Source organism: Candidatus Nitrohelix vancouverensis (assembly GCA_015698305.1).
Classification (GTDB): domain Bacteria; phylum Nitrospinota; class Nitrospinia; order Nitrospinales; family VA-1; genus Nitrohelix; species Nitrohelix vancouverensis.
The window spans coordinates 584,557-597,568 of sequence record CP048620.1 but is presented as its reverse complement, the minus strand read 5'-3'; the positions used below and the strand labels follow the sequence as shown (position 1 = coordinate 597,568).

The window sequence follows — 13,012 nt, the reverse complement described above, 5'->3', positions numbered from 1 at the left end:
ATAAAAGAATGAAGTAAATTACCGTAATTTCGACGCGGTTGCAACCGCTTTGCGGAAAGCGAGGGTGGAATATAAAATTATTTTTCAATGGCTTGCGCGAGTGGATCGGGGCTTGGAGCAAATCGGTCGGAAAACAGGAAGCGAATTTGTAAAGCGTGTCGAAGAGGAAGGCGAGGCTCAGCCGTTGTCCTGCACCTGGGCGATGGTCCACAGATCGCAGGAGCCGCAGGTGTCGCGGTAGTTATGGCGAAAGCGGTTGAATTGCGGACTCTTCCAGATGGATTTCAGATCGCTTTCGAGCAGATTGCCCATCGGCGCCTTGGGAAGCAGGCAACAAGGCGTCACATTCCCGTCGCGGGTCACATAAACATAATCGTAGGTTTTCAGGCAGAACTTGCCGGAGCGATGCAGTTTGTTGCGTAGCAGTCGATAAAAGAAACGCATGGCGCCGCTGGCGACGGAATATTGCAACCAGTCCAGTTGCACGCCGAGCGAACGGGACAGCGCATCGGCCTGAACAAAGACGCGGGCCTCGTCGCTTGCGCTGGGACGTTTCAGTTCCGGCGCGTATTTGCGGTCGAGTCGTCCGACGTTGACCGTTTCGATGCCCAGTTGCGCGGCGTATCGGATGACTTCATACAAGTCGTTTTCGCAGTTCGCGTGTAAAGTGGCCTGCAGACGTAGCGCGGGCTTGTCATGAGTTCTCAGTTTGGCGACCGTTTCGATGTTTTCCAGAACGCGGTGGTTGTGGTGACCGAGTTCGGCCTGTCCGTTGACGTCGTCGATGGAAAAGGTCAGCGAGTCCACGCCGGACGCGACGATTTCCGTCGCCAGCGAAGGACGCGTGAACAGGGCGTTGGAGGTGATCGACACGCGATGACCGCGTTCTTTGCAAAGCGCGATCATGTCGAACACGCGCGGGTGCAGGAAGGGCTCGCCCCAGCCGGTGAGGGTGACGTCTTCCGTCCCCGTCAGACGGTCCAGCACGGCGGTGAATTTCTCCCACTCCATATGTTCGAGATCGATCTCCAGATCCTCGCGTGGGCACATGGGGCAATCCATATTGCAACGGTTGGTGATTTCGATCTGGATCTGGCGCGGTCGTTCCGGCAGGCGGTAACGGAGTCTTCCGAATGTTTCGAGGGCCAGTTTGAGCATGAGAGGGCGTTGGGTCTTTAAAGTCGTGAATTAAATAATGAAACTTTAAATTTTTTTATTCAGTTTCATCCATTCAATGTTATTTTATAGGATACTTATCGGTAATGAATAAAGAAATCTACAGTCGAATGCACAAGCGCCTCAATAACGCGGCGTTAGGGCTGAATTTTATAGGGAGAAGTCAATCATCATGGGCATGACCATTACGGAAAAAATCCTCGCCGCGCATGCGGGAAAAGAGTCGGTGATACCCGGCGATAATATCTGGATCGATGTGGACGTGCTGATGACGCACGACGTCTGCGGGCCGGGAACCATCGGAATTTTCAAGGAGCAGTTCGGCCAGGAAGCCAAAGTTTGGGATAAAGAGAAAGTGGTCATCATCCCGGATCATTATATTTTCACGAAAGACGTTCACGCCAATCGCAATATCGACATTCTGCGCGCCTTCGTGAAGGAACAAAGCCTGCCGTATTATTACGACGTCGGCACGGAAAACTACAAGGGCGTCTGCCATCTGGCGCTGGCGCAGGAAGGCCACAATCGACCGGGCGAAGTTCTGTTCGGAACCGATTCGCACACCTGCACCTCCGGCGCCTTCGGCATGTTTTCCACCGGCATCGGCAACACCGACGCGGCCTTCATTCTGGGCACTGGCAAGTTGTGGGTCAAAGTGCCGGAGAGCATGCGCTTCGAATTCACCGGAACCTTCCCTCCCTACATCATGGCGAAGGACATCATTCTCCAGGTCATCGGCGACATCGGCGTTGCCGGGGCGACTTACCGGACGATGGAATGGGCGGGCGACGCGATCATGAATTTTTCCATGGAAGAGCGCATGACCCTGTGCAATATGGCGATCGAAGCGGGCGGCAAGAGCGCCATCATCGAAGCCGACGACACGACCTTCGAATACGTCAAGCAACGCACCGACAAGCCTTACAAGGTGCATCGTTCAGACGCCGACGCCAATTACGTTTTCAAGAAAAGCTACAACGCCTCCGAGATGGAGCCGGTGGTGGCGAAGCCGCATTCGCCGGACAACAAGGCGAAAGTGAGCGAGGTTGCCGGAACGAAAGTGGACCGTTCCTATATCGGTTCCTGCACCGGCGGCAAGTACACGGATTTTCTCGCTGCGGCAAAAATCCTCAAGGGCCGAAAAGTTGTGGTGGATACCTTCATCGTTCCCGCCACAACGGAAGTGGAGCGGGACTTGTACGAGAAACGCTGGGAAGGCGAAACGCTGGCGGATATTTTCAAGAACGCCGGAGCGCATATGGGCGAGCCGTCCTGCGCCGCCTGTCTGGGCGGACCGAAAGACACCTTCGGTCGCACCAATGGCGAGGAAGTGGTCGTCTCCACAACCAACCGCAATTTCCCCGGTCGCATGGGTTCCAAGCAATCCCAGGTCTACCTCGCTTCGCCTTACACGGCGGCGGCGACGGCAGTCACCGGAAAAATCACCGACCCCAGAGAATTCGTCAGTTAATCCAATTTGAACCGATAGAGGAATCATGCAAGACATCATTGAAGGCACGGCCTATGTATTGGGCGACGACGTAGACACCGATCAAATCATCCCGGCGGAGCATCTGGTTTACAGCCTGAGCGATCCGGAAGAGAAAAAAAATTACGGGCGTTACGCCCTGTCCGGCGTTCCCGCGCCAGCGGCGGGTTTGCCTGAGGGCAACAAGGCCTTCGTCGAAGAGGGGCGATTCGAATCCGATCATCGCATCATCATCGGCGGAAAAAATTTCGGATGCGGTTCTTCCCGCGAACATGCCCCGGCTTGTCTGAAAATTGCGGGCATTCAGGCGGTGGTCGCAGAATCCTTCGCGCGTATTTTCTACCGCAACTCGGTGGACGGCGGATTTTTCATTCCCTTTGAAGCGGTCGAGCGCTTGATCGGCGACATCAAAACCGGCGACCGGCTGGTCATCGACGTCAACAAGGGCGAACTGAAAAACGAAACCTCCGGGAAAACCTGGTCCTTGAAACCGCTGGGCGAAGTCAGCGAGATCATCAAAGCGGGCAATATTTTCGAATACGCTCGCAAAGCGGGGCTGATTCCGACGAACTGAGTCCCCTGTTCACCGCGCCTGAAGCTCTGCGGCGCGCAATCCCTCCATCTGGAAAAGGCCGATGCGGCAGAGTGTCTTATTTCCGCTGATCTTGCTCGTTTGCGGCTTGGCGGTTCGCTTCGTTTATTTCTCACAATTCCAGACCAGTCCGTTTTTCGACTACGTTCCTCCCGCCTGGGACCAGACGGTTTACCACGAAGGGGGGCAAGCCTTCGCCTTTGGCGACTGGCTCGCCGTCGCCCCCGATCAGTACAATAAATTCGCTCCCCTGTATCAATATTTCGTCGGCCTTCTCTATCTCATTTTCGGCGTCGATTTGTCGGTGGTCTGGATCGCTCACGCCCTGCTCGGCGTCGCGTCCTCTCTGCTGATCTATCGCATCGGCCTGCGTTATTTCAGTCCCGGCGTCAGTTGCCTCGCGGCTCTTCTATTCTCCTGCTACGGCGGCGCCCTGTTGTATGAAGGGACCTTGTATCGCGAAACCTTCATGACCTTTCTGGAGCTGGCGGCCTTGCTGGCTCTGCTGTATTTTGTCGACAAGCCCTCCTGGTCGCGCGCGATTTTCAGCGCCGTTCTTCTTTCCCTGTTCATGCAATCGCGCACCAACAATCTGCTGGCGGCGGTTCTGGCGCTGGCCTTTTTATGGAAACCGTTATTTGCGAGAGGCGGGGCGGGACGTCCCTGGCTGGCGGGTTATCTCGCGGTTTTCGTTCTGGTCTCGGCGCCTCTGCTGTTCTGGGTGAAAACGGTGCATGGCAAATGGGGATTCTACGATCAGGACGGGCCGGAAACCCTGCTCTTCGCCAATGTGACGGACTACTCCGGACGCGAGTTCAAATTCACGCCGCAATATTTAGAAACGATCCAGACCGTTCCGCTGGAAACTGGCGCGGTGGTCGAGTTCATCGTCAAGAACGCGCTGGAGCATCCCTGGGAGTACCTCAAACTTTACCTGCGCAAGACCTTTCATTTTTTCAACGGCTTTGAAGTGCCGAATACGGTGAACTATTACCTGACCCAGGAATTCGTTCCCCTCTTGCAATGGAGCGTTCCCTTTGGCTTCTTGTCGGCTTTGGGACTGCTGGGATTTGTTTTGACGCGCTGGGAACAGAGGCGCTGGAATCTGCTTCATGTTTTTCTCGTCGCCAATTTTCTGATGTTTCTGCCCTTCTTTGTGACGGCGCGTTTTCGTTTACTGATGGTTCCCTTTCTCTGCCTGTTTTCAGCCTATGCCCTGCAACGCTTGATTGACTACGGACGGGAGCGACGCTTCGCCGCTCTTGCGACGACGTTTGCCAGCGCGTCGCTCTTGTTATGGTCGTCTCAAAGCCGTCCTTTGCCGGAAGGGCCGATCCGTATCCTCGATCTCACCAACACGGGGTCGTTTTACCTGAGCAACGCAGACCCGGAAGACGACGCGCGCGGCGTTGAATTTTACAAGCGCGGATGGGAGCTGTCGCGATCCCTCCCGCCGGAGCATCAGAATCCCGGCTTGACCCGCACGGTGTTCTGGGATTATTACGACAAGCGGGCGCGTCGCCTGCAGGCAGAAGGTCGCCATGAAGCGGCGGCGCTGAATTATCGCAGAGCCTTGTATTTCGATGCGGGAAAAGTCGAGACGCGGGCGCGTCTGGCGCAGGTCCTGTTCGATCAGCGTCTCGCCCGCCCTGCCTTCATTCAGGCTTTGCAGGCTGTGGAAATGGATCATCAAAAACCGGAGGCTCATTTGCTTTTGGCGATTTTGTACAACCACACGCTCAACATGCCTGTGTGGTCCGCCTATCACATGCAGGCGGCGCTCGGTCTGAATCCCGGCGATAAGGAATTGAAAGAACAGCTGGAGAGTTTTCTGGATCGACTGGTCTTGATCGGAGTTTTGTCAGCCGAGGCGCGCGGCGCAGGCATCGAAGGACTTCGCAAAATTTTACTCAAACGCTTCCAGGCTCTGAAACCCTTTCCTCGCGATCTGAAACTACCCAAAGAGTTGGAGACGCTATCGGAAGATTTGCTGGAACGATACAAAATTGAATTGCTTCAGCGCCGTTTGCTGGAGCCGGGCCGCGAGGCAGGAGAAATTTTATATCAACTGGGCGTGTTGAGTTCAGGAGAAGCGGATAATTTGCAATACGCTTACTGGCTCCGCGCCTGGGATGCGGGAGCGCAGTTCGAGGCCTTGCAGAGCGTCCTGAAAGAATTGGAAGGGCGCTGGCGCAACGCCGTCATTCCAGAAGAATTCCTGGCCCCGCCTTTTGTTCCTGTTTCGGGGTGATCAGCACCTGAATCGCGTCGTTGCGTTTGAAGAGATTGAAGGAGGGCTTGCCGTCCGTCGTCTGATACGATTTCACCAGCATAAGATTGGGGTTGCCGGGTAGCAGGCGCTCTGCCGCAAAAAAACGTTCCCGCGCGGCGAAGTAGACGTCGGCGCCCTCGGTCTCGTCCCAGCGCATGGTGCGCGTGTGACGGAGTTGATATTTCGAGCGGTTGATGACCATGCCTTCGACGTTGGATGGAAACATCGGCATGGAATGCGCCCACCAGAGTTCGACGAGATGAACCTTCGGTTGATCTTTCAAATAGAGGTGCAAGGCGTCGCCGGGCATGCCCCAGGTTCTTGACGTGAAAAGCCAGAGCGCGCGGTCGCCGCGATTCTTCAGCATGAGTTGCACCGCTTCGCGGACGCCGTAGCCTGCGTATTCGCTCGCCGTGTATTGCCAGCGGTCTTTTGTCGCCAGCGGCGCCGAGCGCGGATCGACGATCCATGCATAATCCAGTCGCGCCGCCGGAAGCAGACAAAGCAGGGCGAAGCCTGCGAGCGCGGATTTAAAAGCGAGGGATCGGCCTTGCCAGCGTTCCCCGTCTAGTAATTCCGCAAGCGGGCGGGCGGCAAGAAGGATCAAGGGTGGGAGCGAAAGCAGGTAATAGCGCGAATAGACCTCGCCGCTCAGGACGATGAAGGCCCCCGCAGGAAGCGCGATCCACAGTAAGCACAATATCCCGAGCGCCTCTTTTTTTCTGAGCGCCGCGACGCCGCCAGCCAGCGCCAGCGCGAGAACGGCGGGGGTGATATAGAGCCACAGGTATTCGCCGTATTCCCTGATATTATTCAGAAAATGGGGATTCTGAAACTGGAGCGTCGCTATCAGGGGTTTGATGAGATTGGCGTTGTGCAGGGTTTTGTCGACGCCCACGACATGTTGCTCTGGCTGGTGCAGTTGGTACGGAGCCATGAGGCACAGCGCGACGAGATAGGCGACGGCGAGTGGAAGCCGGACGTTTTTCCCCCATCCCTTTCCTGAAAGGAACACGGCGAGTAGCGGAAAAATAAAAAGAATCAGAAAGGGAGTTTTCGTTAGAAATCCCAGACCGAGGACCAGGCCGAGAAGCGCGCCGCGTTGCGGGTTCATTGTTCCGGTCAGCGTCCATGCCGTCAGAATGGCAAGCAGGGCTGTGGCGAGCATGACGGCGAGTGGATCGGCGAGAGCCAGTCGGTCGTGCAAAACAAAGAAGGGCAGTATGAGATACAGGAAGGCGGCGATATAGCCGCAACGTTGTGAATGCGCGGCGCGCCCCGCCAGATAGAACAGCCATGCGGTGACTCCCGCCGCCAGCGCCGAAACAAGGCGCCCGGATAAAACGATGTCCTCGAACAGCTTCAGCGTCAGCGCGTTGAGCCACATGAACATTGGAGTTTTGCCGTCCTGCGCCGAGATAAATAAATTTGAAAGATCGTCGCGGATCAGAACCGCCCAGCGTATGTAGATCGCTTCGTCGTTGAAGATCGGGAGCCGGTCGAGAAAAAGCGTTCGCGTGGCGAGGAAGATCAGCAACAGGATCAGCGGCGCAATGAAGTTCAGCGGCATGGAAGCGGGTGGTTGAGCGTTGACAAAATTTATTGACTCTGCCTGGCAGAGAAACAAAGTTCATAAGAGGCGGCCCGACGCCGCGTAGCGCATATTATAGAGGACGTTTGCAGAATATTTTGTTAAACTTTCCTCATATGAACACAGCGCAGTCGAAGGTTTCTCATGATGAATCATAGCATTCAACAATTTCGAGGCGTTTTCTTATGGACCTTCCTTTTGTTGATGATGTTTGCGGGGCCTGTCTGGTCGCAACAAGCGAGGTCTGCAAGCCCGGGTGAAATGGTCAGGATTCCAGCAGGCGCATTTATCATGGGGAGTACGGCGGAAGATGTGGAATGGGCGGCTCTGAAATTTTTTTCTGAAACTCTGGAATGGTATCAGGACGAATTGCCGCAGAGAGAAATTTTGCTGAACGTGTTTTATATTGATAAATTCGAGACGACCGTCGGTCAGTACCGACCCTTCATCCAATCGACGCGACGTTTGGCGCCGCGCGACTGGCAGAGCGAAAAATTCAACGCTGAAGACGATCACCCTGTTGTCGGCGTCAGTTGGGAGGATGCCCGCGCCTACTGCGACTGGGTCGGCAAACGTTTACCGACCGAGGCGGAATGGGAAAAAGCCGCTCGCGGCGATAAAGGCTCGCGTTATCCCTGGGGCGACGAACCTGAGGAAATGCGCGTCAATGCGCGCGGCAAGGATGCGGCCCGCTACACCTCTGCGGTGGGCGCTTTTCCCGAAGGGCAAAGTCCCTATGGCGTGATGGATATGTCGGGCAACGTTTGGGAGTGGACGTCCGACTGGTATTTGCCCTACCCGGGCAACCAGACGGCAAATGATATGTACGGCGAACAATTTAAAATCATTCGGGGCGGTTCATGGAACGCGAATCTGGACCTTGCGCGTTCCGCCGTCCGGGGCAAAGCCTTGCCGGATCAAAGGCAGAACAGCGTCGGCTTTCGATGCGCCCGCAACCCCTAACAGGAGAGATTCATGATTCAGGAAAAGCTCAAATGGATTCTGGTAATTTTATTGGGAATCTTTGTGTCCCAGCCAGCGACGGCTTATGACCCCAGCCAGCACAAGAAAGCGGAGGGCAAGCATGCGGGCAAGCCAGGCAAGGGCGGTCATGGCGGCCATGGTTATCATATGCGATCGGGTCCGCCGGAGGATATTCCGGCTCATATCAAGGAACGCTCCAGCGAGGACGGTAAGGGCATTAATTTGAATCGTTCGCAAATCGGCGTGCAGGGCATGGGGATTCTGGCCGAAACCCCTGCGCTGGCGAATGTCGAGACTCTGGCTTTGCAGGGCAACAAACTGGGCGACGAGGGAGCGCGTATTTTGTCGGTTTCCGACACTTTCAAAAACGCAAAGAAGATTTCTCTCTGGGGCAACGAGATCACCAACGCCGGGGTCGGATACATCGCCGGATCCAAAACCCTGACGCATCTGGAAGAACTGATATTGACCCGCAACAAGGTTGGAGACGAGGGCGTGGAAGCGCTGGCATCGTCTTCTAATGCCGATGCGCTGGAAACGCTTCATCTGGACAGCAATCAGATCACGGATCGCGGCGCGTTTGCCATTGCGGGATCTCCGCATTTTAAAAATCTCAAACGGCTGGATTTGCTGAAAAATGGAATCACTGCGGAGGGATTGAAAGCGCTCATCAACTCGAAACATCTGGTCAATCTGGAATACTTGCAGATCATGGGCAATCCAATTGATATAGACATGGCGCTGGAACTTCAGAAGTCCATCAATTTACCCAAGTTGACAACTGAAAATCTGGTTCTGTTTTAGTCGTAATAGACAGTCCGCGCCGGACGTTTCGGCGATGCAAGTCATTGCCGGATCGGCTGGGCGCGGATGGGTCAGGATGAGAGGTGTTGCAGGATTTGCGAACGCACGGTGACGAGCAATTCTTCGGTCTTGTAAGAACCTTTCAGCAGAAGATTGTGCACTCTGCCATTGAGGCGATGGCGATCTTCCGGTGTGAGGTCTTTTGCGGTGACCACGACCACAGGAATGGATTTCAGTTCGGGATCGTTGCGCAGGATTTCGAGAAATTCGAATCCGTCCAGCACCGGCATCATGAGATCAAGAAAGATAATAGAAGGTTGGGAGCGGCGTATCTTCTGGAGCGCCGCTTCTCCGTTTTCCGCCTCGCTGACTGTACAGGATTTTTCCTCCAGCCGCCGTCGTAGCACCGTTCTAGCCGAAGGGTCGTCGTCGACGACCAGTATCGAGTTTTCCTTATCCGCGCCGCAGTATTTGTTCAATAAATATTCGAGGCGCTCTTTCTCAATGGGTTTGACAATATATTCCGACGCGCCGAGAGCGAAGCCTTTTTTCTTCTCGTCGATCATGGACAGGATGATGACGGGGATGTCCGCCAGCTCCGGGTCGGCTTGCAGTTTGGCGAGCACGGTCCAGCCGTCCATTCCCGGCATCATCACGTCGAGGGTGATGACGCTGGGTTTTAGCTGACGGGCCATTTGCAGTCCGGTTTCGCCGTCGGAGGTGAGGACAAAATTCAGATTTTTATTGTCGAGCGAACGGGCGATCCAGTCGCGCATCATCGGATCGTCGTCGATGATGAGAATCGTTCCTTCTCCGTTTTTAGCGTTTGATTTCTTTCCGTCCGCGCGTCGATGCGCCGGGCCGCCGCCTTCGGTGGTGTCCGCAGGCACTTCCGCCGTGAAGGTGGTGCCTTTGCCCAATTCGCTTTGCACGCTGATATCGCCGCCCATCATCTGGCAAAAACTGCGGGAGATGACGAGGCCCAGCCCGGTGCCGCCGTATTTTTGCGAAGTGGTCACTTCGGCCTGCGTAAAACTTTTGAACAGTCTCTGCGTTTGCTCCGGGGTCATGCCAATGCCGGTGTCCTGCACGTCAAAAGCAAAGCCTTTCTTACCAAAGACGGGCCGTTGCGTAACGCGCAGGGTGATGGTTCCATTTTCGGTGAACTTGCAGGCATTGCTCAGCAGATTGAGTAGAATCTGCCGAAAGCGCGATTGGTCGATGATCAGCTCGCTGGATTCTTCCGGCGTTTCGATCACGAGTTGATTGTTGTTTTTGTCGACCATTGGTTGCGCCGTATGCACGGTCTCTTCTATCAGTTTGGAGAGCGTGCATGTCTGCGGGAACAGTTCCATTTTTCCCGCTTCGATTTTGGAAAGATCGAGGACGTCGTTGATGATGGAGAGGAGCTGTTTCCCGGCGGAATAGACTTTCTGCAGATCGGGATTGATATGCTCATCCACTTCCAGATCGGCCGCCACTTCCTGCAATAATTCGCTATAGCCAATGATGGCGTTGAGAGGCGTGCGCAATTCGTGGCTCATATTAGCCAGGAAGGCGCTCTTCATTTTGCTGGCCTCTTCTGCCTGTTCTTTGGCTTGCCGGAGCGCTTCATTTTCGTCTAGAAGCTGGCGGATGCGGATTTGCTCTTCCCGTTCTTCCGAAGGATCGGGTCGGTTTGAATTCATGAAAAATTCTCCGAAAAAGGGCAAGCCGCGCCAGAACGGGAGCGCTGTTGTGAAGGCTTGTTTTTATCGTATGACTCCATGAACTAATTGTAACGGAATTTATATGGAAGGCGAATAGAAAAACGAAAGGTTTTCCATTACAATGGATCGATTTTAATTTAAGGAGAACAGATGAACCCTAACAAACCGTTGACATTAAATGGGTTTATGGCGGGATTGAAACGTCGTAACCCAAGCCAGAAAGAGTTTCACCAGGCGGTGCTGGAAGTCGCAAAATATGTAATTCCCTATATTAACCAACATCGAAAATATCATGCTCCCCGAATTTTGGAGCGAATGACAGAACCGGATCGAACCATCATCTTCCGCGTGTGCTGGGAAGACGACAATGGAGCCATCCGGGTCAATCGCGGCTACCGGGTTCAGTTCAATAATGCGATCGGACCTTACAAGGGCGGATTGCGTTTCCATCCCAGCGTCAACCTCAGCATTCTGAAGTTTCTGGGCTTTGAGCAGACCTTCAAAAACAGCCTCACCACGCTTCCCATGGGAGCGGGCAAAGGCGGCGCGGACTTCAATCCAAAAGGAAAGTCGGATCGGGAAGTCATGCGTTTTTGTCAGGCTTTCATGACGGAGCTATGGAAGTACATCGGCGAAAACGTGGATATTCCGGCGGGCGACATTGGCGTCGGCTCGCGTGAAATCAGCTATATGTTCGGTCAGTACAAGCGTTTGCTGGGCGAGTTCACCGGCGCGTTGACGGGCAAGGCGATTGAGTTTGGCGGCAGTTTGATTCGCACCGAGGCGACGGGTTACGGTTGCGCGTATTTCATGCAGGAGATGCTCACGCACCGGGGCGATTCCATCGAAGGTAAAACCTGCGTGATTTCCGGTTCGGGCAACGTCGCTCAATACTGCGCCGAGAAAGTCATCCAGCTTGGCGGCAAAGTGGTCGCGATGTCGGATTCCACCGGCTTCATTCACGACCCGGAAGGGATCGACGTGGCGAAGCTGGCGTTTCTGATGAATTTGAAGAACGTGCGACGCGAGCGTATCAGCGAATATACCAAGGAGTATAATGGAACATTCCATGAAGGCGCAAAGCCCTGGAACATTCCTTGCGATCTGGCATTTCCCTGCGCCACGCAAAACGAGATCAGCGAGGAAGACGCAAAAGCGCTTCTCAACAATGGTTGCAAAGCCGTTGCCGAAGGCGCCAATATGCCGACTTCGCTGGAAGCGATCGAGCAGTTCCATCTCGCCAAAATTCCGTTCGCTCCGGGCAAAGCCTCTAATGCGGGCGGCGTCGCCGTTTCGGGTCTGGAAATGACTCAGAACAGCATTCGTCTGGCCTGGTCGCGTGAGGAACTGGAGGAGCGCTTGCGCGAGATCATGCACAACATCCACAACCAGTGCGTGCGCCACGGCGCAGATGAAAAGCTGGGAGTGGATTATGTGAAAGGCGCGAACATCGCCGGGTTTGTCAAGGTGGCGGATGCCATGCTGGCTTACGGGGCGATATGATTTGAACCTGCAGAGGGAAGGATTCAGGGGGAGATTATGAACAGTCTTGAGCTTGCTGGTTATCTGGACGCTTTGCTTGATATTGCCGAAATCAAGGATTCTGCGAATGCGGTCAACGGTTTGCAGGTTCAAAATAAAGGCGATATTAAAAAAATCGGTCTGGCGGTGGACGCTTGTTTGTCGACCATCGTCATGGCTAAGGATGCGGGCTGCCAGATGATGTTTGTGCATCACGGCTTGTTCTGGGGAGGAAACCAGCCCCTGCGCGGAAAGCATTTTGAAAAAATTGCGATGTTGATTGAAAATGACATCGCCTTGTATTCCGCGCATTTGCCTCTGGATATGCACCCTGCCTTGGGAAATAACCGGGCTCTCGCAGACCTGATCGGTCTGCAGGGCCTGGAGCCTTTTGGCGTGTACTCTGGCCAAAAAATCGGCTTGAAGGGAAGTCTTCCGGCTCTCCCTGCAAGCGAACTGAAGCAACGGCTGGAGGAGCGGCTTGGCGCTCGCGTTCTTCTTGCCGGAGATCGCGAGGTGCGAAGCGTCGGTCTGGTGACGGGCGGCGCGGGGGACATTCTGCGTCAGGCGGTCGAAGAGGGCCTGGATTGCTACATCACCGGCGAGGGGGGCAATCACAATTTCCATGAAGCGGAGGAGGGGAATTGCGCTTTGCTTCTTGCGGGCCATTATGCGACTGAAACAGGCGGCGTCAAATCCGTCGGCAAACATCTCCAAGAGAGATTTGGAACGGAGTTTGTTTTTCTGGATTACCCTACAGGCATGTGAGCGATCTGTCGCTTGCGAGTTTGAAAAGAGCGCTTCGGGACAGAGTTTGTCTTTCTGGATTACCCTACAGGCATGTGAGCGATCTGTCGCTTGCGAGTTTGAAAAG

At 54.7% G+C, this 13,012-nt stretch carries 10 protein-coding genes; 7 read left to right on the top strand and 3 right to left on the bottom strand.

Going from position 1 to position 13,012, the window contains the following annotated elements; translation table 11 throughout:
• Positions 1-177 precede the first annotated feature (177 nt).
• Complete coding sequence (locus G3M78_02895; protein QPJ66746.1) at positions 178-1,092, bottom strand: radical SAM protein; 915 nt, start codon at positions 1,090-1,092, stop codon at positions 178-180.
• Between the two features lie 256 nt (positions 1,093-1,348).
• On the opposite strand from G3M78_02895, the gene G3M78_02890 reads away from it, so the two are divergent.
• The 3 genes from G3M78_02890 to G3M78_02880 all read left to right on the top strand — a co-directional run bounded on the left by G3M78_02890 (position 1,349) and on the right by G3M78_02880 (position 5,508).
• Positions 1,349-2,647 (top strand): 3-isopropylmalate dehydratase large subunit, encoded by a 1,299-nt coding sequence (locus tag G3M78_02890; protein QPJ64398.1) that lies wholly within the window; start codon positions 1,349-1,351, stop codon positions 2,645-2,647.
• Positions 2,648-2,672: 25 nt separating this feature from the next.
• Positions 2,673-3,239 (top strand): 3-isopropylmalate dehydratase, encoded by a 567-nt coding sequence (locus G3M78_02885; GenBank protein QPJ64397.1) that lies wholly within the window; start codon positions 2,673-2,675, stop codon positions 3,237-3,239.
• A 61-nt stretch (positions 3,240-3,300) separates the two neighbouring features.
• The gene (locus tag G3M78_02880) at positions 3,301-5,508 is read left to right on the top strand and encodes a glycosyltransferase family 39 protein (protein ID QPJ64396.1); all 2,208 of its coding nucleotides are present in this window, start codon (positions 3,301-3,303) and stop codon (positions 5,506-5,508) included.
• Here the strand turns inward: G3M78_02880 and G3M78_02875 are convergent.
• The gene (locus tag G3M78_02875) at positions 5,459-7,099 is read right to left on the bottom strand and encodes a phospholipid carrier-dependent glycosyltransferase (protein ID QPJ64395.1); all 1,641 of its coding nucleotides are present in this window, start codon (positions 7,097-7,099) and stop codon (positions 5,459-5,461) included. The genes G3M78_02880 and G3M78_02875 overlap by 50 nt on opposite strands.
• A 165-nt stretch (positions 7,100-7,264) precedes the next feature.
• On the opposite strand from G3M78_02875, the gene G3M78_02870 reads away from it, so the two are divergent.
• The gene (locus G3M78_02870) at positions 7,265-8,083 is read left to right on the top strand and encodes a formylglycine-generating enzyme family protein (protein ID QPJ64394.1); all 819 of its coding nucleotides are present in this window, start codon (positions 7,265-7,267) and stop codon (positions 8,081-8,083) included.
• Positions 8,084-8,095: 12 nt separating this feature from the next.
• A complete protein-coding gene (locus G3M78_02865) occupies positions 8,096-8,908 on the top strand; it encodes a hypothetical protein (protein ID QPJ64393.1) in 813 nt (270 codons plus the stop codon).
• A gap of 71 nt (positions 8,909-8,979) precedes the next feature.
• Here G3M78_02865 and G3M78_02860 read toward each other — a convergent pair whose 3' ends face one another.
• On the bottom strand, positions 8,980-10,596 hold the full coding sequence (locus G3M78_02860; protein ID QPJ64392.1) for a response regulator: 1,617 nt from the start codon (positions 10,594-10,596) through the stop codon (positions 8,980-8,982).
• A 171-nt stretch (positions 10,597-10,767) separates the two neighbouring features.
• On the opposite strand from G3M78_02860, the gene gdhA reads away from it, so the two are divergent.
• Both gdhA and G3M78_02850 read left to right on the top strand, forming a co-directional pair.
• Positions 10,768-12,120, top strand: coding sequence for an NADP-specific glutamate dehydrogenase (gdhA, locus tag G3M78_02855; protein ID QPJ64391.1), 1,353 nt, complete (start codon positions 10,768-10,770; stop codon positions 12,118-12,120).
• Positions 12,121-12,156: 36 nt separating this feature from the next.
• A complete protein-coding gene (locus G3M78_02850; protein ID QPJ64390.1) occupies positions 12,157-12,906 on the top strand; it encodes a Nif3-like dinuclear metal center hexameric protein in 750 nt (249 codons plus the stop codon).
• Positions 12,907-13,012 lie beyond the last annotated feature (106 nt).